This is a genomic window from Pseudomonas sp. GW456-L13 (assembly GCF_017350115.1).
Taxonomy (GTDB): Bacteria; Pseudomonadota; Gammaproteobacteria; order Pseudomonadales; family Pseudomonadaceae; genus Aquipseudomonas; species Aquipseudomonas jessenii.
In genome coordinates, this window is record NZ_JACNAS010000001.1 from 1,437,138 (window position 1) to 1,460,449 (window position 23,312).

Below are 23,312 nucleotides of genomic sequence, written 5' to 3' on the forward strand. Positions count from 1 at the left end.
TAACGCGAATTTGAAGAACACCATACGAAATGGATCTAAGCCAAGCGTATCGCGGGCTCTAAGGTGAACATGTACGAAGTTGTCGTCGGGTTTTGCCGAGGCACTCGTCACTACAGGAAGTGCAACGCGCTGCCATCATGGATGCTATGCGGGCAGGCATCAGGAAATAACAAAAAAGGCGGTCAAGCCATGTTCAAACAATCGAAAGTACGTCAAGCCGGGCTCATCCTTTTCGCCACCACGCTGTTGTTGATATTGCCGAACCTGACCAAGGTCATCGGCTAGTCGCGTCTATAAAGCTACGGCGTCACAGTTTTTGAATTGCCACTCTCAAAATGTGACTGGCCCGCTACCCGGGCCAGCGTGGCTGTGCCAATCTTTGCGGCACTTGCACGACATGGACGGCGATCACTTGAAAATGCTCATTCTGCTCGGGGCCACGCTGTTCGGCTCGCCCCTGTATGCCGCACAGCTGAACCTGGAGCTGGGCGCGAACAGTCGCACCTGGCAGACCGAGCAATTGCTCAAGCATCCTCAGGTTCAAACCATCGACATCAGCAACGACGTTTCCTACAAGCGGGACATGAGTTACCGCGCCGTGCCGCTGTCCGCACTGCTGACCGGCATCAAGCCTGAAGACCACCTGCAAGCCGTGGCCCTGGATGGCTTTGCCGCCGAAATGACAGCCGCGCCGTTGCTCAATACCCAGGGTGCACAGGCGTGGCTGGCGATTGAAGACCCGGCCAAACCCTGGCCACCGCTATCCGAAGGCAAGCCAGGCGCCGGGCCGTTCTATCTGGTCTGGAGCAATCCGCAGGCCGGCAACATCAGCCCAGAACAATGGCCATTCCAGGTGGCGAGCATCAAACGCCTGGCACCCGTGGCCGAGCGCTTTCCCGCACTGCTGCCCGATCCGACATTGAAGGCGGATGATCCGGTGAACAAGGGATTTGCGTTGTTCCAGAAGAACTGCCTGGCGTGTCATCGACTCAATGGCGCCGGGGACGCGCAATTCGGGCCGGACCTGAATATTCCGTACAACCCGACCGAGTATTTCGGTGCGGACTTCCTCAAGCGCTACATCCGCGATCCACAGAGTTTGCGCCAGTGGCCGCAAGCGAAGATGCCCGGGTTCTCGGCCGAGGTGTTGCCGGATGGGGATCTGCAGAGCCTGGTGGGGTATTTGCAGCATATGGTCGGGCGCAAGGTTAAGCCGTAACAACATCGTACCTGTGGGAGCGAGCTTGCTCGCGATAGCGGTGTATCAGTCACAAAAGTATTGACTGAAATGACGCCATCGCGAGCAAGCTCGCTCCCACAAGGTTCCTTGGTATCGCGCCTACTGCTGCTGCACTGAAATCACCGGCGCTGGCGTCGGTGACACCAGCACCTTGGCGTGCATCTGCTCACACCCGCCGCCCCGGCGCATCCCGCGCACCGGGCAGGCATCCAGGTAATCCAGGCCCACCGCCAGTTTCAGATGGCGTTCCGGCCGGGCCAGCTCATTGGTCACGTCGAAGCTGTACCAGGCGTCATCCAGCCAGGCTTCGGCCCAGGCGTGGCTGGCCAGGTGTTCGCTGTTTTCGCTGTACAGATAGCCCGACACATAACGCGCTGGAATGCCCAGGCTGCGGGTGCAGGCGAGAAACGCGTGGGTGTGGTCTTGGCACACGCCGGACCGTCCGGCAAAGGCCTGGGCCGCGCTGGTGTCCACTTCCGTGGAGCCCGGTGTGTAGGTCATATGCTGGTTGAGGCCGTGCATCAGATCGATCAGCGCCGTGCGATCGCGACGTTGCCTGCATTCCTTCTCGGCGAACGCACGCAGGGCGGCGTCGGCTTCGGTCAAACGGGTGAAGCGCAGAAACGGCAGTGCCGACTGGCTCTCGTGTTCGGCCTCACGCAATTCGTCGATATCGACCTGGCCACGGGCACCGATGATGATCGCCTCATGGGGCTCGTCCATGGTCAGCACATGCAGGATGTTGCCGAACGGATCGAGTTGCGCCCGCACCGGACGCGGCAGGTCGAGCTGCCAGCTGAGCACGTGCTGGCGCTCGCTGTCGTGGGGGGTCAGGCGCAGATACTGGATGCTCGCCCGCACCTTGTCTTCGTAGTGATAGGTGGTTTCGTGGCTAATGGAAAGTCTCATGCGGCCTCCAGATAAGAACTGTGAATCGCGTTACCCAACTGGCGCACCAGCGGGATGAACTCGGTCAGCCAGGCGTGCAGGCCTTCTTCGAGAATTTCATGGATGCCGGTGTAGCGCAGGCGTGCGTCCATTTCTGCCGCCAGGCGTTGTGCCGGGCGACCGTTGGCCCCCGGCAATTGCGAGAGAATCTGGTCGATTTCTTCGGTGCAGGCGCGCAAGGATCGCGGTACATCGGCCCGCAGCAACAGCAACTCCGCCACATGCCTGGCGCCGGGGGCGTCGCGGTAGATTTCCGTGTAGGCCTCGAACGACGACAACGCCCGCAACAACGCGCTCCACTGGTAATACGCGTGAGCGGTGCCATCGCTGACCGCTTCGGCCTGATCGCCGGCCATTTCGTAGCGGGCATCGAGCAGGCGCAAGGTGTTGTCCGCCCGTTCGATAAAGGTCCCCAGACGAATGAAGCGAAACGCATCGTTACGCATGATGGTGCCGTAGGACGCCCCCCGGAACAGGTGGGAACGTTCCTTGATCCACTCGCAGAAACGGCTCATGCCGTAGCGACTGAGGCCCTGTTCGGCGATGCCGCGAATTTCCAGCCAGGTGGCGTTGATGTTTTCCCACATGTCGGCGGTGATGCGCCCTCGCACCGCATGGGCGCTGGCCCTTGCCGCACCGAGACAGCTGTAGATGCTCGCCGGGTTGGCCGCATCCAGGGCGAAGAAATGCAGCAGCCGTTCGGCATGCAGTTCGCCATGACGCTCCAGGTAATCGTCCAGGGTGCCGGTGATCAACAGCGGCATGGCCAGTTCGTGCAAACCGTCGCCACGACCGTCCTGCGGCATCAGCGACAGCGAATAGCTGATGTCGAGCATCCGGGCGAGGTTTTCCGCCCGCTCCAGGTAACGCGACATCCAATACAAATCCGAGGCAGTTCTACTTAACATGACAGGCTTCCTTTAATCCTCGACCACCCAGGTGTCCTTGGTTCCACCGCCCTGGGAGGAATTGACCACCAGTGAGCCCTCGCGCAGGGCGACGCGGGTCAAGCCGCCGGGCACGACCCGGGTTTCACGACCCGACAGGACAAACGGCCGCAAGTCGATGTGGCGTGGCGCAATGCCGTTTTCGACAAAGGTCGGACAGGTCGACAGCGACAGCGTCGGTTGCGCGATATACGCATGGGGCTTGGCGATGATCCGCGCACGGAAGGCTTCGATTTCCGCCGCCGTCGCCGCCGGCCCCACCAGCATTCCGTACCCGCCGGAGCCTTGGGTTTCCTTGACCACCAGTTCTGGAAGATTGGCCAGCACATGGGAAAGCTCAGACGGATTACGGCATTGCCAGGTCGGCACGTTCTTCAGGATCGGTTCTTCATCGAGGTAGAAACGGATCATGTCGGTAACGAACGGATACACCGATTTGTCGTCCGCTACCCCCGTGCCAATGGCATTGGCCAGCACCACGTTGCCGGAACGGTAGGACGACAGCAGCCCCGGCACACCGAGCATCGATTCCGGGTTGAAGGCCAGTGGATCGAGGAAGGCGTCGTCGAGGCGACGATAAATCACGTCGACCGCTTTCGGCCCGTCGGTGGTGCGCATGTAGACCTTGTCGTCCCGCACGAACAGGTCCGCGCCCTCCACCAGTTCCACGCCCATTTCCCGCGCCAGGAACGCATGTTCGAAGAACGCACTGTTGAAGCGCCCCGGCGTCAGCACCACCACGCTCGGGTTATCGATCGGGCTTGAACTTTTCAGGGTGTCGAGCAGCAAGTTCGGGTAGTGGTCGATGGGGGCAATGCGTTGCGCCGCGAACAACTCGGGAAACAGGCGCATCATCATCTTGCGATCTTCGAGCATGTAGCTGACGCCGCTCGGCGTACGCAGATTGTCTTCGAGCACGTAGTAGGTGCCGTCGCCGTCGCGCACCAGGTCGACGCCGGAGATGTGCGAATAGATATCGCGGTGCAGGTCCAGGCCCTGCATCGCCAACTGGTACTGTTCGTTGGCCAGCACCTGCTCGGCCGGAATGATGCCGGCCTTGATGATGCGCTGCTCGTGGTAAAGGTCGGCGAGGAACATGTTCAACGCCTTGACCCGCTGGATGCAGCCGCGTTCGACAATCCGCCATTCGCTGGCGGGGATGCTGCGTGGAATGGTGTCGAAGGGAATCAGGCGCTCTGTGCCCTGCTCGTCCCCGTAGAGCGTGAAGGTAATCCCGGCGCGATGAAACAACAGATCGGCCTCGCGTCGCCGTTGTGCCAGAAGCTCGTCAGGCGTCTCGGCCAGCCAACGGGCAAACTCCCGATAATGCGGGCGGACCTGGCCGCCGGCATCGTACATCTCATCAAAATAGTTGCGGATCATGCCGTACTCCTTGTCACTCGGACGTCCAGACCTTCGCAAGGCCCGTGCCATCGGCATAAACGCTTAAATTTCAATCGGTTGGATAATCAACGCGCACGTACCGCACCAATCCTGTGCGGTAAATGCCCCAACCTGATCGCCCCCGCTTCATTGCAAGGCGTGGTGGTCGCCTATCACCAGCATAGTCAGAGTTGATTTCACTGCCCGGCAATGGGTACGGATAATCCAGGCATTCGCTGAAAAGCTCACCGAACTTCCCTTTTAGCCGCCTGCCCTGGCGGTTTTTTTTTGGTCTCCAACGCCCACAAATGAAAACGGCCAACCCGAAGGTCAGCCGTGATTGCTGATTGTCACTGTTCATAAGGTTATGCGAGTCGCCCTCGTACCTCCTGTTTCACACCCCAGCCTTCGATGATGCCGCCCAGAGGCTCGACCACTGCTTCGAAACCCTGTTCGAAGTCGCCGATATCGTCGTAGGTGGCATACATGACCTTGCACAGCTCCAGCGCCCAAGCGCCGTCGTCGCGCACACTGACTTGCGCATCCAGGGATTCACCACGGTGGAAATGACCTGCCGCCCTGCGTGCCCGCTCCTCATCCGGGAAAATGGCGTAGAACTCGATGGGATGAAACCGTGAAAAGTCAAAACCGCCTTCTTTCATGCGGCGCAGCACGCTGCTGCTGATGTCTTCTTGATAGGCTGTGCTCATGAAACGTCCTCCTCAAAACGATGGATAGACTTTCCGTACTCCCTCACCCGCAACCGAACAGCGCGAGCGACGGCAACCGATGTGCCGGCGGGAAACAAGCATGGAGCTGACAAGACCAGACCTTAGCGATTCATTCGCTGATCTCGCTTGCAGAGTAGCCTCAAGACAGAGCCCGTGCCAAGGCCTGGATGCGAATGCGACAGGTGTCGTTCAGATTGGAGTAATGCCGAGGATTTGAATGCTGTTCTGGAGTTTCAGGCTTTTGACCGTCGGATTGTCGGTGCGCCCCTCCAGATCATTGAGGTCGAGTTCGGCAGCAACTGGCAGGCGACGCGCGCGGATGAGTTTGGCGGCTTGCTCGTTGTTCGGGCATTCCGCGCTTTCGAACACTTCGTCAACTTGTTCGCCGTGATCATCTACGAAGGTGACTTTCCACTTTTGCATTGGTGCCTCCTCGATAAAACCCATGGATGGGCCTACCTCTATCTCGACCTTGTTAGCTGGCTAATTGTTCCGGTGGATCTGCACCCATCGCAAATTTCTGTAGGAGCGAGCCTGCTCGCGAAAAACTTGAGAACGCCGCGTTAAATCAGACATCCCGCGTCATCGTTCACGTCCATCGCGAGCAGGCTCGCTCCTACAGGTCTGCGTTTCAATCCATCAGTCGTTACTTGGCTTGTTCACTGCCTGCAACACGTATTGCGGCAAGGCGAAGGCGCCGATGTGGATTTCAGGATTGTAGTAGCGGGTGATGATGCCGCTGCCCGCGAAGCGCTGTTGCAGGGTTTCGCGGGACAACTTGCGATAAGCGGTATTGGTGGCGCCCCAGGCGAAGGTCATCGAGCCACCGATGTAGGTCGGTACGGCGGCCTGATAGAAGTGCCAGTCCGGGAACAGGCTGCGCAGGCGACCGGCGGTGGTCTTCACTTCTTCGATCTGCATGAACGGCGTGCCGTTCTGGGTCACCAGGATGCCGCCTTCGTTCAGGCAGCGGTGGCAAGCCTGGTAGAAGTTTTCCGAGAACAGCACTTCGCCCGGTCCGATCGGATCGGTGGAGTCAGAAATGATCACGTCGAACTTTTCAGTGGTGGTAGCGACGAAACGCATGCCGTCGTCGATCACCAGGTTCAGGCGTGGATCATCGAATGCACCCTTGGAGTGATTCGGCAGGAATTCCTTGCACATGTCGACCACGGTGCCGTCGATCTCGACCATGGTGATGTGCTCGACGCTGCGGTGCTTGGCCACTTCACGCAACATGCCGCCGTCACCGCCGCCGATGATCAGCACGCGCTTGGCGGCACCGTGCGCCAGGATCGGCACGTGGGTGAGCATTTCGTGGTAGATGAATTCGTCGGCTTCGGTGGTCTGGATCACGCCGTCCAGCGCCATCACCCGGCCCATGCGCGGGTTTTCGAAGATCACCAGGTGCTGGTGCTCGGTGCGCACTTCGTGCAGCAGTTTTTCCATGCGAAAACGCTGGCCGTAGCCTTCGTAGAGGGTTTCCAGGTAGTCGCTGGCAGGGATGTTGCTCATGGGAAGTGCTCCGATGAATGCGGGTGGCAACGGACGGTTACCCGCCCATGATGGCCAATCGAGCGTCTCGATTGGCCGGGAAAGGCGCGCATTCTACGTCGCGCAACATGACAGGTCGAACCTCTGTTGATCAGCATTCCACAATCCTGTGGGAGCCTGTTCAGAGTTTGACGTTGCCCCGCGGCCCGGCAATGGCCCAGATGATCAGTCCCAGCACCGGCAACAGCGCGATCAGCAGTACCCAGAGGATTTTCATCCCAGTCCCGGCACTACTTTTGAAGACGTTGATGATGGCCCAGATGTCCAGGACAAAAATGATCAAGGCAACCAGGCTGTTGAACGTAGAACCCATGGTGACGCTCCCGAAAAGTGATATGCCCCCTCAGGATAGACGGTCGTCGCGAGGATTCCTTTTTATTGACAGTGTCTGGATCAGACGTGGATCGCCACTTTCAGGGCTTCCAGGGAAGGAGCGGCTGTAATGCCCACTTCGGTGCACAATTCCAGCACCCGTGGCACGTCGTTGCCGTAGACCAGGACCACCTGCAACTCGTCATCGAGCAACTGGCTGAAGTTCATCAGCGTGTAGCCACCGTTTTCCTTGTTCATGCTGCTCATCTGCACCTGGATGCGGTTGAGCGCGGTCAGGGCTTCGGTCCTGGCCAGTTGCTTGGGCTTGAGATTGAACTCCACACCCGGGCCGAACGAGGCGACGATCTGCGCGAACAGGTCCACGTAAGTGTCAGCCTGGAACAGCACCGTTTCCGGCAGGCTGCCAACCACCACCCACTCACCCAGCGGGATCGGGAAGGTTTCGTCGTAGTTGATGTCCGGATTGGCCGTCAGAAAAGCCTCGGGATCGGCGTAGGCCTGGGCCGCTTCGTCCGCGACCTTGAGGATTTCGTCTTCGCCCATGCACCCGGAGCTGATTTTGCTGATGAGTTCGACGAGTGCGGCTTTCATGGGGAGGATCCTGTAGCGAGGTGAATTTTGAGGGCGCGAAGGATAGCGCATTAATGAGGGAAATGCGGACCTGTGGCGAGGGGGCTTGCCCCCGTTGGGTCGCGAAGCGGCCCCAAAAGATTCAATTGGGGTACATCAGAAAGACCGCATATGCTGATTCTACGACTGCTTCGCAGCCGAACGGGGGCAAGCCCCCTCGCCACAATTGGGATTAACAGCCTCAAGTCATTCGATATCAGCCAATCAGCTTCTCAAGCTGCGCAACGGTATCGGAAGCCCCCATGGTCCTGGCAGCCTCCAGCGCGGTGATGCCATTGGCGTCCTTGGCTTTCGGGTCGGCGCCCTTGCTGATCAGGTAATCGACCACTTCGACGCGGTTGAACATCGCCGCCATCATCAGCGCCGTGCGGCCATCGAAGGACGAGCCTTCAACCTGGGCGCCGCCATCGACCAAGGCCTTGATCACCGCCAGGTCGCCCTTGAAGGCGGCACCGGCAATCGGGCTCTGGCCGTTGTCGTTGCGGATCTCCGGGTCGGCCTTGTGCTCCAGCAGGACTTTTACCGTGTCCACATGCCCGTGATACGCGGCCAGCATCAGCAAGGTATCGCCCTTGTGGTTACGCAGGTTCGGCGGCAAACCCTTGGTCAGCAGCGCGGCCATCATCGCCGCATCGCCCTCCCGTGCCTTGTTGAATACCTGTTCGGTAAATTCGGCGGCTTCTTCGGGGGTCATCTGGCGGCTTTTGTCTGACATTGGGCACTCCCTTTTCTGTCATTCGTAAAAACCGACAGTTTCCCGAGCGCCCCCGGCACTGTCACTTGTTTTTTCTCATGGGCCGCCATAGTCAGATTCAATAGCGGTACTTGCCGCCGTGAATGTCGGACAACAACTGCTCCGTGACCTGTACATAAGTCTGTGTCCCCGGCAGCCAGGCATAGATCGGGTCATCGCCGGTTTTACCCGGGTCGAAGGCCTCGTCCTTGAGTCGGGTCTTCTGATATTTGAACGTCCCGGTGGTTTCCATTTTCACTTTCACCCGCAGGAACAACGGCACCGCATAGGCCGGCATCTGCTCGCGGGCGAAGGCCAGCAGCTCACTGAAGTCCAGGGTTGCCAGGGATTCGGCGGGAGTAATCGCCGCCATCCCGGCCCGACCATTGGTGTTGCGGATTTCCACGCCATAGGCCACGGCTTCGGAAATAAGCGGGTGTTGCAGGAGGATGTTTTCGACCTCCGTGGTCGAAACGTTTTCGCCCTTCCAGCGGTAGGTGTCGCCCAGGCGGTCGACAAACTGTGCATGCCCAAAGCCGATGTTGCGCAACAGGTCGCCGGTGTTGAAGTAGCGGTCTCCCTTTTCGAACACATCCTGAAGCACGACCTTGGCGGTTTTCTGCGGATCGGTGTAACCGTCCAGGGGGGCCTTGTCGTCGATTTTTGCCAGCAACAACCCCTGCTCACCCTTGGCGACCTTGCGCATCAGGCCATTGGCCTGTCGAATCGGCGCGCCGCTGTCATGGTCGTACGCGACCAACTCCCAGGACATCAGGGAAAAGCCGATGGTGTTGTCGAAATTGAGAATGTTGGTGAAACCGATATTGCCGTCGCTGGCAGCGTACAGCTCGCAGATGTGATTCACCGCAAAGCGGGTCTTGAACTCGCTCCAGGCGCCGGGGCGCAAGCCGTTGCCGATCATTTTCTTCACATCGTGCCGGCTGTCCTCGGAGCTGGGCGGTTGATCGACCAGGTAGCGGCACAGTTCGCCGACATAACCGATGGTGGTCGCCCGGTACTTGCGCGCATCGTTCCAGAACTGACTGGCGCTGAATTTGCGGCGGATGGCGAACCCGCTGGCCCCACTGACGGCCGAACCCCAGCACACGCAAAGGCCCGTGGCGTGGTACAGCGGCAAGGTGCAATAGACGACATCCTCGGGGCGCATGTCCAGGGCGATCATGCCGAAGCTCGCAGAGCTGCGCATCCAGCGACCGTGCTTGAACACGCCGGCCTTGGGCAGCCCCGTGGTGCCCGAGGTGTAGATATAAAAGCAGGGATCGTCGAAGAAAATCTGCTGGCTGCTGGCCGGGTTGTCGCTGGCGTCGTCGAGGCTGACGGTCATCAGGTTGATGAAACCTTCAGGTGCGATACCGGGTTGGCGAGAGGTGTCCTGATCGGCAACGAACCAGGTTCGCGCAGCCTTGATCGACACCCGCTCACGCACCGCCAGGTACGCCGGGACCAACTCCTCACCGACAATGATCGCCACCGGTGCCACCAGGTTCACACTGTGTACCAGAGTGTCGCGAGTCTGCGAGGTATTGAGCAGCGCACTGATCGCGCCGACCTTGGCCACCGCCAGAATCGTCACCAGCAATTCCGGGCGGTTCTCGATGAAGACCGCCACCACATCACCCTTGCCGATGCCTTGGCCGATCAGGTGATGGGCGATGCGATTGGCCCATTGGTTGACCTCGGAGTAACTGAGCGTTACGTCACCTTGCAACAGCGCCGGGCCATCCGGGTTGCGCAACGTGGCTTGCTCGAAACTCCAGCCCAAACCACACGCCTGGGTCGGGTCCTTGACGTTGGCGGCCTTCATGCCCCTCACCACCCGGGGGATGGCCTTGGCGATGGAAGGCAGCTTGCGGAGCATCATGCTCCAGGTAATCGTGTCGTTCGACGTGCGACTCATGATGCTCCCGTTCGATCTTTTTATTGTCGGGCTGCGATGACTGAACCCGAAAATACGTCAACGGTTCTTGAGCTGTACACGCGGTTTTTGAAATGTTTTGTATCTGCGATCTTGATCTGCGATTGATACAGGGCCAATCGTGAACCCCCGCACACGCAATGGTTCCATCGAATCGCCGAGCGACCTCGCAAAATGCAGGATGCACGATGGCCGTTCATGCAGAATGCACGAAAGCAAAAATCACCACAGATACTAACTTGTTGTTTTATAAGATAATTTACAAACAGCCCATACTGGCACAATCACTGCAACCCTCTCCGTATGCTTGTCATTCAAGAGCCAACGGAGCTGAAAGAAATGAACCTGATTCAGGAAAAATTTTCGTCCCTGTTCTCCAACTTCGAAGTCACCACCCATGCCCGGCCTGACGGTGGGATCCTGCTGACCCTGAGCGGCGGCGAAGGCAAGGTGTTCAAGCGCTCGATTTCCTATCAGCAATTGCACAATGGCGACCAACTGACGTGGGTCATCAGTGCGATTCGCCGCGACCTCGCCGAACAAGCCAGTGAACTGCCGCAGATTTCCATGCTGCAGAGCCAGCAACGGTTTGCCCTGCCGACCTATCACTCGCTTTAAACAGTTGTGGGAAAAACACTGTGGGAGCGAGCAGGCTCGCTCCCACAGGTTTTGCGGCGTTTAGAAATTGGCGGGATTTATCCGCGCAAAGCTGTCCACGGTGACATGCCCCGCCAGTTCCCCACCCTCGCGGGCCAGCCCGCAAGTGGCCATCCCCGCCATGCGCGCCGCGTCGAGTTCTTCGACGATGTCCGACAGAAACAGAATCTGCCCCGCCTCAAGGTTGATCGCCTGAGTGATGTTGGCGTAGGACTGCGCCTCGCGCTTGGGGCCCGAAGTGGTATCGAAATAGCCGCTGAACAGTGGCGTCAGATCCCCCGCCTCTGAGCAGCCGAAGATCAACCGCTGGGCCTGGATCGAACCGGACGAATAAACAAACAGTTGAAAGCCGTCCCGATGCCAGCGCTTGAGCGCTTCAACGGCGTCCGGGTACACATGTCCCTTCAACTGCCCGGCCTGATAGCCCTGCTCCCAGACCATGCCCTGCAATGCTTTCAGCGGCGTGGCCTTGCGGTCTTCAGCGATCCAGCCCAACAGGATCTCGACGACCCGCTCGACGTCGGCGTCCGGTTCGTTGCTGTCGCGGCGCACGGCAGCCAGTTGCTCCGCCACATCGGCGCGTTCGGCATGCTGACGGACAAACGCCGGCAAGTGTTTGGCGGCATAGGGGAACAGCACGTCGAACACAAAACTCACCGCGCTGGTGGTGCCTTCGATGTCGGTGAGAATCGCTTTGATCGGCATCGACTCAGTCCTCCAGGCGCGGGAATTGGCTGGCGATGTCTTCGCCGGTGAAATTGGCCACCCAACCTTCCGGGTTGTTGAACAGACGGATCGCGACGAAGTGCGGATGCTCGCCCATGTCGAACCAGTGTTTGGTTCCGGCCGGTACCGAGATCAGGTCGTTTTTCTCGCACAGCACCGCGTAGACGTAATCGTCGATGTGCAGGGTAAACAGGCCACGGCCGGCAACGAAAAATCGTACTTCATCTTCGCCGTGGCGATGTTCGTCGAGGAACTTGGCACGCAGTTCGGCTTTTTGCGGGTGATCGCTGTTGAGGCTGATCACGTCGACAGTGACGTAACCGCGCTCGGTCATCAGCTTGTCGATTTGCTCCTGGTAGGCGGCAATCACTTCGTCCTGAGTGGCGCCCGGCTGGATCTTCGCCGCGGCTTGCCAGCGGTCGAAGCGTACGCCCTGCTCGGCCAGGGTCGAGGCGATGTCTTCGAAATGGGTCAGCACCTTGTTGGGGATTTCAGGGCTGGAGACGTGATAGACGGACAGGCTGCTCATCAGGGCAACTCCTTAACGGTTCATGCTTTAAAGAGCGAGCGCATCTTCAACTCGCACTCGAACAAAAATTCAAAGGCCTCGATCTGCCGCAGGGCATCGCTCATGCGCGCGCCCCAGGTGTACAGGCCATGGCCACGGATCAGGTAGCCGACGCAATCGGGATGGGCGTCGAGCCAAGGCTGCACCTTGGCGGCCAGTCGCGCAATGTCCTGGTCGTTGTCGAAAATCGGCACCCGCACCCGGGATTCGTGGGTCGTCACACCGCTGAAGGCCTTTTGCAGTTCGTAGTCTTCGAACTCGATAAAGTCTTGCGGCGTCAGGCGCGACAGCACGGTGGCGTTCACGGAGTGGGTGTGCAACACGGCACCGATCTCCGGGCGCCAGCTGTAGAGCTGGGTGTGCAACAGGGTTTCGGCGGACGGTTTCTTGCCCGGTTCCAGGCTGTTGCCGGACAGGTCGGTGGCCAACACGTCGTCCATGCCCAGTTGCCCCTTGTGCTTGCCGGACACGGTCAACAAGGCTTCGCTCGGCGACAGGCGCGTCGAGTAATTACTGCTGGTGGCCGGCGACCAGCCGCGGCCATACAGAAAACGCCCGGCGTCGATGATTTCCTGGGCGAGTTGTTCACGGGTAAGGCTCATGGCCTGTCCTCTTGCATACGTGTGGCAATGATAACGGCAGCCGCGACGGCTGCGAGACTGGCAATACTAAATGTCCATGCCGCGCCGAGGGCATTCCAGCTGTAGCCGGAATACAACGCGCCCAACCCACCGCCGGTGCCGGCCAATGCGGCGTACAGCGCCTGGCCCTGGCCTTGCTGGCGCGCACCGAAGCTACGTTGCACGAATGAAATGGCAGCGGCGTGAAAGCTGCCGAACGTCGCCGCGTGCAGGATCTGGGCAAACAGCAGTACCCAAAGAAACTCTGCCAGCGAACCCAGCAACAGCCAACGCAACGCCGCCAGCAGAAAGCTGGCCATCAGCACCCGGCGCAGTGAAAAGCGCGCAAAGATCCGGCTCATGGCCAGAAACATCAGGACTTCGGCGACCACGCCGACCGCCCAGAGCATGCCGATCACACCCCGGCTGTAACCCAGGCGCTCAAGGTGCAAGGTCAAGAACGTGTAATACGGTCCGTGGCTCATTTGCATCAGCGCCACGCAGCTGTAAAACGCCAAAACGCCGGGGTTGCGCAGTTGCTTGAGGAATCCCTCCCCCGCCACCCGGTTGCCCGGGGCCGGTTGGGCATTGGGCACCCACAGACTGCTGAGCACGATGCCCACCATGATCAGCACCAGCGCCGCCGGATAGATGTCCAGGCTCAGCCATTCAAACAAACGGCCCAGCGCGACCACGGTGATGATGAAACCGATCGAGCCCCACAGGCGAATCTGGCTGTAGCGCGAGGTCTGGCTCTGCAAATGCGCCAGGGTGATGACTTCGAACTGTGGCAACACCGCGTGCCAGAAGAACGCATGCAAGGCCATGACCATCGCCAGCCAGGCGTAGGTCTTGCTGACGAAGATCAGCGAAAAGGTCAGCAGCGTGCACACCGCGCCGAAGCGCACGATGGCCAGTCGCCGACCGGTGTAGTCGCCCAGCCAGCCCCAGATGTTCGGCGCCACACAGCGCATCAGCATCGGGATCGCCACCAGCTCGCCGATCCGCGCTGCGCTGAACCCCAGGTGATCGAAGTACAGCGCCAGAAACGGCGCTGTCGAACCGAGCAAGGCGAAATAGAACAGATAGAAACTGGAGAGCCGCCAGTACGGGAGCGCCGCAGTCGCCATCAGACGGCTGCGACCATGATGTCAGCCATTTACAGCTGACCCAGCACCGGCGTGCTCACACGCACGTCGGCGTTTTGCCCACGATGGCGCAGCAGGTGATCCATCAGCACGATGGCCATCATCGCCTCGGCAATCGGCGTGGCGCGGATGCCCACGCACGGGTCGTGACGGCCCTTGGTGATCACTTCCACCGGGTTGCCATGGATGTCGATGGAACGGCCCGGCGTTGTGATGCTCGACGTCGGCTTCAGCGCCAGGTGCGCAACGATGGGTTGACCGGAGGAAATACCGCCGAGAATGCCGCCCGCGTTGTTGCTGAGGAAACCTTCCGGGGTCATTTCATCGCGATGCTCGGTGCCACGCTGGGCGACGCTGGCAAAACCGGCGCCGATTTCCACGCCCTTGACCGCGTTGATGCTCATCAGCGCATGGGCCAGCTCCGCGTCGAGGCGATCGAAGATCGGCTCGCCCAGGCCCGGCATCACGCCTTCGGCGACCACGGTGATTTTCGCACCGACCGAATCCTGGTCGCGACGCAACTGGTCCATATAGGCCTCCAGCTCAGGCACTTTGTCCGGGTCCGGGCTGAAGAAGGCGTTCTGCTCGACCGAATCCCAGGTCTTGAACGGTATTTCAATCGGCCCCAACTGGCTCATGTAGCCGCGAATGACGATGCCCTGGCTGGCCAGGTATTTTTTTGCAATCGCACCGGCCGCGACGCGCATCGCGGTTTCCCGGGCCGAGCTGCGACCGCCGCCGCGATAATCGCGCTCGCCGTACTTGTGGTGGTAGGTGTAATCGGCGTGGGCCGGGCGGAACAGGTCCTTGATCGCCGAGTAGTCCTTGGACTTCTGGTCGGTGTTGCGGATCAACAGGCCGATGGCGCAACCGGTGGTGCGGCCTTCGAACACGCCGGAGAGGATTTCGACTTCGTCGGCTTCCTGGCGCTGGGTCGTGTGGCGGCTGGTGCCGGGCTTGCGGCGGTCCAGGTCACGCTGCAGATCCTCCAGGGATATCTCCAGCCCCGGCGGGCAGCCATCGACAATGGCGACCAACGCCGGGCCATGGCTTTCGCCCGCGGTGGTGACAGTGAACAGCTTGCCGTAGGTATTGCCGGACATGCAGGACGCTCCGTGAAATGAACCTGAATACGTAATGCGCGCCAGTATACGCAGGCTACCCAAGTAGTTCATCCTCGAACCTTATGGGTGCCCGTGAGTCCAACCGGCATCTTCTTGATAATGGCGCGATGATGCTGCGAGTTCTAGCCTTGAGCCTTACCCTGATTTCCGGCTTCGCCCAGGCGACTGTCCTGCAACGACCGATCACATTGGATACGGGCACCGGCGAGCTTTTCGGCTCGCTGTTGCTGCCAAAATCCGACAATCGAGTGCCGGTTGTCCTGATCATTTCAGGCTCCGGCCCTACGGATCGTGACGGAAACAACGCCGACGGCGGGCGCAATGACAGCCTCAAGCGCCTGGCCTGGGTGCTGGCCAAACACAACATCGCCAGCGTGCGTTACGACAAGCGTGGCGTGGCCGCGAGCCTGGCGGCGACCCCGGATGAACGCAATCTGACGGTGGAAGCTTATGTGGCCGACGCCCAAGCCTGGGGCCGGAAACTCAAGACCGATCCGCGTTTTGGCCAGTTGATCGTGCTGGGTCACAGCGAAGGCGCCCTGATCGCCAGCCTCGCTGCGCCGGATATCGATGCCGACGCGGTGATATCTGTCTCCGGCAGCGCAAGACCGGTGGATCAGGTCATTCGCGAGCAACTGGGCAATCGCCTGCCTCAACCGCTGATGCTGCGCAGCAATCAATTGCTCGACAGCCTCAAGGCCGGAAAAACCGACGACAATGTGCCGCCACCCTTGCAGGTGATTTTCCGTCCGAGCGTGCAGCCTTACCTGATTTCCCTGTTCCGCCAGGACCCGGCCGCGGCATTTGCGAAGTTGAAGATGCCAGCACTGATCATCCAGGGCAGCAACGACATCCAGGTCGGCGTCAATGACGCAAGGCTGCTCAAGGCTGCCAAACCGGACGCCGAACTGGCGCTGATCGAGGGCATGAACCACGTCATGCGCATCGTGCCTAACGACGTCAAACGCCAACTGGCCTCCTATAAGGACCCGCAGCTGCCCCTGGCGGCGGAACTGGGCACGCGAATTCTCGGTTTTATTGACGGACTTCGCGCCAGTTAACCTCCAGTCTTGAAAAAAACGGCCGATAAGCCTTTGTCGCCAACACATTGGTTGGCGACAAGCTGAGCTTGGACAGGATCTCGCCGTTATGACTGACACCCAGACTTCACCCGACACCAGCGCTGAAAAAGACGCACCGCCAGCGGTCGAGCTGCCCTGGGCGGACCTCCACGTCGAGCACCACAAGATGCTCCGTCTGGCGCCGCTGCAGACTGACCGCAACACAGGCGGACGCCCATTGCGCTTTATCGAGTTAGGCTATGCCGAACGCAATGACAAGACGCACAGCCTGATGCGCATGAACATCACCCTGCCCGGCCAGCGCGTACGCAAGGAACAGAATCATCTGGACGTGTGGGTCGATCACGCTGAAAAACGCGTGCATTTCGGACCGGAAAGCGGACTGCAGATTGAACCGCTGAACCGTGGCATTGGTCGCTACATGGCGGCCCAGGGCATCAATTGGGCGAAAAAGCGCTGGCCGACCTACACCGTCGACGGCTTTGACCTGAACAACAAGGATGCACTGAACGAAGACACTCGCCTGCGCCGCGATCATTTTTTACGCGTGCACGGTTTCGACGTGGCGTATGCCGATGCCCAGCATTTGAAAGGCAGCGTCAAGCCGGTCAAGGTCGGCGACCTTTCTGGCGACTGGAACAGCGAAAAACTGCAGGTCGTGGAAATCCTCGAGGCGGCGCAGATGCTCCAGCAAGCCGAACAGAACCTGGCCGAGCAGGAAGTCAAACTCAAGAAACACGAAGAAAAGGTCAGCAAGTACAAACGCGAAGACGCCGGGTTGCGATTCACCATCACCTGCCTGGTGGCATTTGCGGTGTTTCAGGCGGGGTTGTTGATCTGGATTGCCACGCATCGTTGAAGGCTTGAGACCGCGGCGCATTCATTGTAGGAGCGAGCTTGCTCGCGATGGACGTTAACGATGACGCGTGTATTCTGAATAAACACGTCGCCCTTACGTCCATCGCGAGCGAGCTCGCTCCTACAAGGTCAGACGCGAGAAGCGAACAACGCCTGATGCTCACGACACTGCTGCGCGCTGAGCATGAACACACCATGGCCGCCACGCTCGAACTCCAGCCAGGCGAAGTCGACTTCCGGGTACAACGCCTCGACGTGCACCTGGCTGTTGCCCACTTCGACAATCAGCAAGCCCTTCTCGGTCAGGTGATCCGCCGCCTCGGCAAGCATGCGCCGCACCAGGTTCAAACCGTCATCACCGCAGGCCAGGCCCAGTTCCGGTTCGTGCTGGTATTCGTCCGGCATGTCGGCGAAATCTTCCGCATCGACGTAGGGCGGGTTCGACACGATCAGGTCGAAACGTTGACCCGGCAAGCCCTCGAAACCGTCGCCCTGCACCGTGTACACACGCTCATCGACACCATGGCGCTCGATGTTCTGATTGGCCACTTCCAGCGCTTCGAACGACAGGTCCGCCAACACCACCTCGGCATGCTGGAACTCATAGGCGCAGGCGATGCCGATGCAACCGGAACCGGTGCACAGGTCGAGAATCCGCGCCGGCTCGGTAGCCAGCCACGGGGTAAAACGGTTTTCGATCAACTCGCCGATGGGGGAGCGCGGGATCAGCACACGCTCATCGACGATGAACGACATGCCACAGAACCAGGCCTCGCCCAGCAGATACGCGGTAGGCACCCGATCTTCGATGCGGCGCTTGAGCAAAAGCTGCAGGTGAACCACTTCGTCTTCTTCCAGATTGCAGTCGAGGTAGCTGTCGGATATTTCCCATGGCAGGTGCAACGCGCCCAACACCAATTGCCGGGCTTCGTCCCAGGCGTTGTCAGTGCCATGGCCGAAAAAAAGATCCTCCCCATGGAAGCGGCTGACGGCCCAACGGATATGGTCACGCAGGGTACGAAGGCGGGAAGTGATCACGACGGCAAACTCCAGAAAAATCGACGGGGGATTCTACCAGTCAAACGACTTCACGACGACGCGGGAAAGTACCGATTCAAATGTAGGAGTTATCCATTTTTTCGCTAGGCTATTGAACAAAACGTGACTATTGACAAGGCTACAGGCCAGCAACGACGGCACCTACGATCGTAGCGATTCACAGAACCGCTCAGCCAGAGGACAATGGCGCAAAAGCCCCACTCCAAGGAGCCCCAGAATGTCTGTTCCAAAAACGATGTTTCAACTCAGCGGCCGCGGTTATGCAGCGGCCAATCTGAGCCATGCCACCCTGGTCATCATCGATGCCCAGAAAGAATACCTCAGCGGTCCCCTGGCCCTGAGCGGCATGGATGAAGCTGTCGCGAACATCAAGCAATTGCTCGCCGCTGCCCGCGCCGCCGGCCGGCCGATCGTGCATGTCCGCCACCTCGGCACCCTCGGCGGGCTGTTCAACCCACAGGGCGTAGGTGGTGAGTTCATTCCGGGCCTGGAGCCACAGAGCGATGAAACCGTCATCGGCAAATTGTTGCCAAGCGCTTTTCACGGCACCGAACTGGCACAACGCCTGGAAGACCTCGGCGCCCTTGACCTGATCGTCTGCGGCTTCATGAGCCACTCCAGCGTCAGCACCACGGTGCGTGCCGCCAAGAACCTGGGCTTCCGCTGCACCCTGGTGGAAGACGCCTGCGCCACCCGCGACCTGCCTTACAAGGGCGGCGTACTCAGTGCCGCACACGTCCATCAGACGGAAATGGCGATCATGGGCGACAACTTCGCCACCCTCGCGCTGACCCGTGAACTGATCTGATCGACGCTCAATGAGCGGCCTGGAACGCCGCTCATCCGCAAAAGCCTCCCATTTGCCGTAATTGTCTTAGCCTCAGGAACATCCCGGTCAACTCCCGGTCGAAGGGCCGATACCCATTGAGGAAGGTCGGAATGAAGTTATCCGATGGTTTTGACGCTCGCCGCTTGCGGCCCAAAGGCCAAAGCAACTGGCGTTTTCGAATCGGCGCGACGTTCGCGGCGTTGCTGGCGATGTGCGGCGTGTTGCTCGCCATGGCCGGTGCCGCCAGCCTGCTCGGCCACGCACCCGCCCTGGGTGAATTGAACACAAGCCGCACCGGTGCTGCCGTGATCCTGGCCATCGGCCTGTTCGTGCTGTACCTCGGTGTTTGGCTATGGCGCCGTTGCCGTCGTCGCTCGCGGCAGTCGCGGGAGCTGGCCATGTCCCCGCACCTGATGAAAAAACACGACTGAGCCTGGCATCGCGCGCGTTTTTGTCGCGCCCGATTCGCTTCGAGTTGGGTAAACTGGCCGCCCTTCGCGGAGGCTGACATGCAAGACGACGATTTTTCCCTGTTCAAAAGCGCGATCCAAGGCGTCAAGCCGATCAAGCACGATCGCGCCGAAACCGGCAAACCCAAGGCTGACCGCGCGCAGATTGCCAAGCTGCGTCAAGCGGCCACCGTGCGCACCGAATCCACCACCGTCGACGGGCTGTCCGATCAGTTCGTCATCGACGTCGGCCCTGAAGACGAGCTGATGTGGGCCCGCGATGGCGTGCAGGAAAGCCAGATGCGCAAGCTCAAGGTCGGGCAGATTCCTTTCGAAGGCAGCCTCGACCTGCACGGCATGAGCGTGGAAAAGGCCCGGGAAACCCTCTGGGCATTTTTGGCTGAAGCCACCAAATTCGAAATCCGCTGCGTGCGCGTCACCCATGGCAAGGCTGTTCGCCTGGACGGCAAGCGGCCGATGATCAAAAGCCACGTCAACACCTGGCTGCGCCAGCATCCACAGGTACTCGGCTTTACCTCGTGCCAGGCGAAACATGGTGGTGCCGGCGCGGTTTATGTGATGCTCAAACGCACCATGATGGAAGGTCGTGACGAGTAAAGCTGACGCGTCACGCTTGCAGCGTCGTGTCCGTCACCGTACCCTTGCCCTTTGCGTAAAATCCCACAGGTAGTTTCATGTCCCTGGAACAGAATTACACGGCGATCCTCGGCCAGCTCGGCGAGGACGTTTCCCGCGAAGGCCTGCTCGACACGCCAAAACGTGCCGCCAAAGCCATGCAGTACCTCTGCCGCGGCTATGAACAGACACTGGAAGAGGTCACCAACGGTGCCCTGTTCAGCTCCGACAACAGCGAAATGGTGCTGGTCAAGGACATCGAGTTGTACTCGTTGTGCGAACACCACCTGCTGCCGTTCATCGGCAAGGCTCACGTCGCCTACATCCCGAGCGGCAAGGTCCTGGGCCTGTCGAAAGTCGCGCGGATCGTCGACATGTACGCCCGCCGCCTGCAGATCCAGGAAAACCTCAGCCGCCAGATCGCCGATGCGGTCCAGCAGGTCACCGGCGCCCTAGGCGTTGCGGTGGTGATCGAGGCCAAGCACATGTGCATGATGATGCGCGGCGTGGAAAAGCAGAATTCGACGATGATCACCTCGGTGATGCTCGGTGAGTTCCGCGAGAACGCCGCCACCCGCAGCGAATTCCTCAGCCTCATCAAGTAATTTGCGGCACGAAGAAAACCGGCGTTCATCGCCGGTTTTTTTTCGCCCGCAAAAAATCAGGTAAGCTGCGCGCCCTTATTCGTTTGCACCGTGAGGCTTTCAACGTGTTCGTAAAAGCGCTTCGTGTCGGCCTTGGCCAACTGATCATCTTCATCGACTTCATCACCCGCCCAGGCAAGAAGCAGCGCCCGGCGGAAGTTCAGGCACAGGTCAATTCGGCTGCCAAGGGCCTGACGCTGTATCAATTCCACGCCTGCCCGTTCTGCGTGAAGACTCGCCGTACCCTGCGCCGCCTGAATGTGCCGGTGGCCCTTCGCGACGCGAAGAACAACGAACAGGATCGCCAGACCTTGCTGGAGCAAGGCGGCAAGATCAAGGTGCCGTGCCTGCGCATTGAAGAGAATGGCCAGACCACCTGGATGTACGAGTCCAAGGTGATCATTGATTATCTGGACAAGCGTTTTGCGGCAGCCTGAAAAATTTGGGCGGGGCTGATGCCCCCATCGCGAGCAAGCTCGCTCCCACAGTGGACTTGTGGTGTACACAAAACCTGTGGGAGCGAGCTTGCTCGCGATGAGGCCGGCACAGGCACCATAAATTTCAGACAAAAATAAACCGGCCCATTGGCCGGTTTATTTGTATCTAGGCTGCTTTTGCGGCCTGGGCAGCACGCACCACCGCCGCCAACCGCTTGAGCCCCTCATCCAGCCGCGCCGGATCAATGTGGCTGAAGTTCAATCGCAGATACCCCGGATGGTTGTCCGGCTCGGGGAAGAACGGCTCCCCCGGCATGAACGCCACGTCGTTGGCCAGCGCGGCATTCAGCAAGGTGCGGGTGTCTTGCGGCTGCTTGAGTTTCAACCAGAAGAACAGCCCGCCCTGCGGCACGTTCCAGTCCGCCAGATCGGAGAAGTGCGTTTCCAGCGCAGCCTGAAACGCATCCCGACGCCCCCGATAAAAATCGCGCAACTCACTACGGTGTTGCTGATATTTCTCGGTGCCGATCCATTGCAGCGCCTGCCACTGGCCGACCCGATTGGTGTGCAAATCCGCCGACTGCTTGAGTTTCAACAGATGTGGAAACAGGTCCGGGCTGGCGATCAAGTAGCCGACACGCAAACCCGGCAACAGGGTTTTCGACACGGTCCCGGTATAGATCCAGCTGGCCCTCTTCAAGCGACTGACAATCGGCGTGGCGCAGCCACCGTCAAAGGTCAGCTCGCGGTAAGGCTCGTCCTCAATCAGCGTCACGCCAAACTCATCGAGCAATGCCGCCACCGCGTTGCGTTTGGCTTCGCTGTAACGCACCGCCGATGGATTCTGGAATGTCGGGATCAAGTAGATGAAAGCCGGGCGGTGTTGTTCCAGGCGAGCACGTAGCGCCGTCAAGTTCGGTCCGTCAGCCTCCAGCGACACGGTCAGGCAGTCGGCGCCGAACAGCTGGAAAATCTGCAATGCCGCCAGATAAGTCGGCGCTTCGAGCAGAATTTCGGTGCCCTTGTCGATATACAGCTTGGCGGCCAGGTCGAGGGTCTGCTGTGAGCCGCTGACCACCAGTACCTGACTTGCCTCACATGGCACTCCCAACGCTCGCGCCTCGGCGGCCAGCGCTTCGCGCAGCGCCGGTTCGCCTTCGCTCATGCCGTATTGGCCCATGGAAACCGGCATCTCGGCCCACTCGACCTTCGGCAACATGGTTTCGGCCGGCAAGCCGCCGGCAAACGACATCACCTGCGGACGTTGGGCCGCAGCGAGGATTTCACGGATCAAGGAACTTTTAAGGCGTGAGACACGTTCGGAAAAAGCCATGGGGATCACCGGTAGCGAGGCATGTGAAAAATGAGTCAAACTTGTTGACCGAAATTACGCCTCCCCGAACGGATACGTCAATATGCTTGACCTTAAAAACCCGCTTTCCCAGCAGCAAGCCATGGAAGCGTTTTTCTTCGGCTACCAGGCCTTCACCGCCAAGGCCGATGAAATGCTCGAACGTCGCGGCCTGAGTCGGGTGCATCAGCGCATTGTGTTTTTCATCGCCCGCTATCCGAACCTGAGTGTCAAGGAACTGCTGGCTTTACTCGGGGTGAGCAAGCAGGCGTTGAACATGCCGTTGCGTCAGTTGGTCGAGATGCATCTGGTGGACAGCGTCGCGTCCGAGTCGGACAAGCGTAAGCGGCTGCTGGAACTGACCGATGACGGCGCTCGTTTCGAACAGTCGTTGCGCCGTGAGCAGGTGAAATTGCTGGAGCGGGTGTTTGCCGAGGCTGGGGAGACGGCGGTGAATGGCTGGCTGGCGGTGAATCTGGCGCTTGGGGAGAATCAACAAAAAACCTGAGCCCGAAAGTCCTTCGCGAGCAGGCTCGCTCCTACAGGGGTATGCGATCAACTGTGGAAGCGAGCTTGCCCGCGATGGCATCGGAACAGGCGATATATCCCTATTGCCAAACTTTTCGTCTACAAAATCAAAAACATTATTTGCTTTCTTTGTATACAAAAGCATAATCCACTTCGTGCGA

General features: G+C 59.7%; 27 protein-coding genes. 10 read left to right on the plus strand and 17 right to left on the minus strand.

Annotated elements, in window-relative coordinates; genetic code table 11:
* Window positions 1-397: 397 nt before the first annotated feature.
* A complete protein-coding gene (locus J4D25_RS06445) occupies window positions 398-1,219 on the plus strand; it encodes a cytochrome c (protein ID WP_057715734.1) in 822 nt (273 codons plus the stop codon).
* A gap of 120 nt (window positions 1,220-1,339) precedes the next feature.
* On the opposite strand, the gene J4D25_RS06450 is transcribed toward J4D25_RS06445, so the two are convergent.
* From J4D25_RS06450 to J4D25_RS06495, 10 genes are all read right to left on the minus strand, one after another.
* Window positions 1,340-2,149 (minus strand): transglutaminase family protein, encoded by an 810-nt coding sequence (locus tag J4D25_RS06450; protein ID WP_057715735.1) that lies wholly within the window; start codon window positions 2,147-2,149, stop codon window positions 1,340-1,342.
* Entirely contained in the window at window positions 2,146-3,096 is a 951-nt protein-coding gene (locus J4D25_RS06455) for an alpha-E domain-containing protein (RefSeq protein WP_057715736.1), read from the minus strand. Before J4D25_RS06455 ends, J4D25_RS06450 begins: the two co-directional genes overlap by 4 nt.
* Before the next feature lie 12 nt (window positions 3,097-3,108).
* Window positions 3,109-4,518, minus strand: a complete 1,410-nt coding sequence (locus J4D25_RS06460) for a circularly permuted type 2 ATP-grasp protein (RefSeq protein WP_057715737.1) — start codon at window positions 4,516-4,518, stop codon at window positions 3,109-3,111.
* Window positions 4,519-4,883: 365 nt separating this feature from the next.
* Window positions 4,884-5,228 carry a ribonuclease E inhibitor RraB gene (locus tag J4D25_RS06465; RefSeq protein ID WP_007971898.1) on the minus strand — a complete coding sequence of 115 codons (345 nt, stop codon included), beginning with the start codon at window positions 5,226-5,228 and terminating at the stop codon, window positions 4,884-4,886.
* Between the two features lie 210 nt (window positions 5,229-5,438).
* The gene (locus J4D25_RS06470) at window positions 5,439-5,672 is read right to left on the minus strand and encodes a hypothetical protein (protein WP_057715738.1); all 234 of its coding nucleotides are present in this window, start codon (window positions 5,670-5,672) and stop codon (window positions 5,439-5,441) included.
* 216 nt (window positions 5,673-5,888) lie between these two features.
* Window positions 5,889-6,764, minus strand: coding sequence for a polyamine aminopropyltransferase (speE, locus tag J4D25_RS06475; protein WP_057715739.1), 876 nt, complete (start codon window positions 6,762-6,764; stop codon window positions 5,889-5,891).
* Between the two features lie 160 nt (window positions 6,765-6,924).
* Window positions 6,925-7,116 carry a PLD nuclease N-terminal domain-containing protein gene (locus J4D25_RS06480; RefSeq protein WP_057715740.1) on the minus strand — a complete coding sequence of 64 codons (192 nt, stop codon included), beginning with the start codon at window positions 7,114-7,116 and terminating at the stop codon, window positions 6,925-6,927.
* An 80-nt stretch (window positions 7,117-7,196) separates the two neighbouring features.
* Entirely contained in the window at window positions 7,197-7,727 is a 531-nt protein-coding gene (locus J4D25_RS06485) for a hypothetical protein (protein WP_057715741.1), read from the minus strand.
* A 235-nt stretch (window positions 7,728-7,962) separates the two neighbouring features.
* Complete coding sequence (locus tag J4D25_RS06490; protein ID WP_057715742.1) at window positions 7,963-8,481, minus strand: ankyrin repeat domain-containing protein; 519 nt, start codon at window positions 8,479-8,481, stop codon at window positions 7,963-7,965.
* Window positions 8,482-8,578: 97 nt separating this feature from the next.
* Complete coding sequence (locus tag J4D25_RS06495) at window positions 8,579-10,417, minus strand: long-chain-acyl-CoA synthetase (protein ID WP_057715743.1); 1,839 nt, start codon at window positions 10,415-10,417, stop codon at window positions 8,579-8,581.
* Between the two features lie 357 nt (window positions 10,418-10,774).
* Between J4D25_RS06495 and J4D25_RS06500 the strand changes: the two genes are divergently transcribed.
* Entirely contained in the window at window positions 10,775-11,053 is a 279-nt protein-coding gene (locus tag J4D25_RS06500; RefSeq protein WP_057715744.1) for a DUF3509 domain-containing protein, read from the plus strand.
* A 60-nt stretch (window positions 11,054-11,113) separates the two neighbouring features.
* Here the strand turns inward: J4D25_RS06500 and mtnC are convergent, their stop codons facing one another.
* Genes mtnC through aroC form a run of 5 tightly spaced genes read right to left on the minus strand, consistent with a single transcriptional unit; the run spans window position 11,114 to window position 15,257 of the window.
* Window positions 11,114-11,797, minus strand: a complete 684-nt coding sequence (mtnC, locus tag J4D25_RS06505; protein ID WP_057715745.1) for an acireductone synthase — start codon at window positions 11,795-11,797, stop codon at window positions 11,114-11,116.
* 4 nt (window positions 11,798-11,801) lie between these two features.
* The gene (locus J4D25_RS06510; RefSeq protein ID WP_057715746.1) at window positions 11,802-12,347 is read right to left on the minus strand and encodes an acireductone dioxygenase; all 546 of its coding nucleotides are present in this window, start codon (window positions 12,345-12,347) and stop codon (window positions 11,802-11,804) included.
* A 20-nt stretch (window positions 12,348-12,367) separates the two neighbouring features.
* Window positions 12,368-12,988, minus strand: coding sequence for a methylthioribulose 1-phosphate dehydratase (locus J4D25_RS06515; protein WP_057715747.1), 621 nt, complete (start codon window positions 12,986-12,988; stop codon window positions 12,368-12,370).
* Entirely contained in the window at window positions 12,985-14,136 is a 1,152-nt protein-coding gene (locus J4D25_RS06520; RefSeq protein WP_057715748.1) for an MFS transporter, read from the minus strand. Before J4D25_RS06520 ends, J4D25_RS06515 begins: the two co-directional genes overlap by 4 nt.
* A gap of 29 nt (window positions 14,137-14,165) precedes the next feature.
* Window positions 14,166-15,257 (minus strand): chorismate synthase, encoded by a 1,092-nt coding sequence (gene aroC, locus J4D25_RS06525; RefSeq protein ID WP_057715749.1) that lies wholly within the window; start codon window positions 15,255-15,257, stop codon window positions 14,166-14,168.
* Between the two features lie 83 nt (window positions 15,258-15,340).
* Between aroC and J4D25_RS06530 the strand changes: the two genes are divergently transcribed.
* Window positions 15,341-16,339: an alpha/beta hydrolase gene (locus tag J4D25_RS06530; protein WP_057715750.1), complete on the plus strand. Its 999-nt coding sequence runs from the start codon at window positions 15,341-15,343 to the stop codon at window positions 16,337-16,339.
* Between the two features lie 88 nt (window positions 16,340-16,427).
* Window positions 16,428-17,219 carry a hypothetical protein gene (locus J4D25_RS06535; RefSeq protein WP_057715751.1) on the plus strand — a complete coding sequence of 264 codons (792 nt, stop codon included), beginning with the start codon at window positions 16,428-16,430 and terminating at the stop codon, window positions 17,217-17,219.
* 128 nt (window positions 17,220-17,347) lie between these two features.
* Here J4D25_RS06535 and prmB read toward each other — a convergent pair whose 3' ends face one another.
* On the minus strand, window positions 17,348-18,256 hold the full coding sequence (prmB, locus tag J4D25_RS06540) for a 50S ribosomal protein L3 N(5)-glutamine methyltransferase (protein ID WP_057715752.1): 909 nt from the start codon (window positions 18,254-18,256) through the stop codon (window positions 17,348-17,350).
* A gap of 238 nt (window positions 18,257-18,494) precedes the next feature.
* Here prmB and J4D25_RS06545 point away from each other — a divergent pair, with 238 nt between their 5' ends.
* From J4D25_RS06545 to J4D25_RS06565, 5 genes are all read left to right on the plus strand, one after another.
* The gene (locus J4D25_RS06545) at window positions 18,495-19,085 is read left to right on the plus strand and encodes a cysteine hydrolase family protein (protein ID WP_056721821.1); all 591 of its coding nucleotides are present in this window, start codon (window positions 18,495-18,497) and stop codon (window positions 19,083-19,085) included.
* Window positions 19,086-19,216: 131 nt separating this feature from the next.
* Entirely contained in the window at window positions 19,217-19,537 is a 321-nt protein-coding gene (locus J4D25_RS06550) for a hypothetical protein (protein ID WP_008048404.1), read from the plus strand.
* Window positions 19,538-19,615: 78 nt separating this feature from the next.
* Window positions 19,616-20,173: a Smr/MutS family protein gene (locus J4D25_RS06555; RefSeq protein ID WP_057715753.1), complete on the plus strand. Its 558-nt coding sequence runs from the start codon at window positions 19,616-19,618 to the stop codon at window positions 20,171-20,173.
* A 77-nt stretch (window positions 20,174-20,250) separates the two neighbouring features.
* Window positions 20,251-20,796 (plus strand): GTP cyclohydrolase I FolE, encoded by a 546-nt coding sequence (gene folE / locus J4D25_RS06560; RefSeq protein WP_007988130.1) that lies wholly within the window; start codon window positions 20,251-20,253, stop codon window positions 20,794-20,796.
* 104 nt (window positions 20,797-20,900) lie between these two features.
* On the plus strand, window positions 20,901-21,272 hold the full coding sequence (locus tag J4D25_RS06565) for a glutathione S-transferase N-terminal domain-containing protein (RefSeq protein WP_046042961.1): 372 nt from the start codon (window positions 20,901-20,903) through the stop codon (window positions 21,270-21,272).
* Window positions 21,273-21,438: 166 nt separating this feature from the next.
* Here the strand turns inward: J4D25_RS06565 and J4D25_RS06570 are convergent, their stop codons facing one another.
* Complete coding sequence (locus tag J4D25_RS06570; RefSeq protein WP_057715754.1) at window positions 21,439-22,605, minus strand: PLP-dependent aminotransferase family protein; 1,167 nt, start codon at window positions 22,603-22,605, stop codon at window positions 21,439-21,441.
* Window positions 22,606-22,687: 82 nt separating this feature from the next.
* Between J4D25_RS06570 and J4D25_RS06575 the strand changes: the two genes are divergently transcribed.
* Complete coding sequence (locus J4D25_RS06575; RefSeq protein WP_057715755.1) at window positions 22,688-23,131, plus strand: MarR family winged helix-turn-helix transcriptional regulator; 444 nt, start codon at window positions 22,688-22,690, stop codon at window positions 23,129-23,131.
* Window positions 23,132-23,312 lie beyond the last annotated feature (181 nt).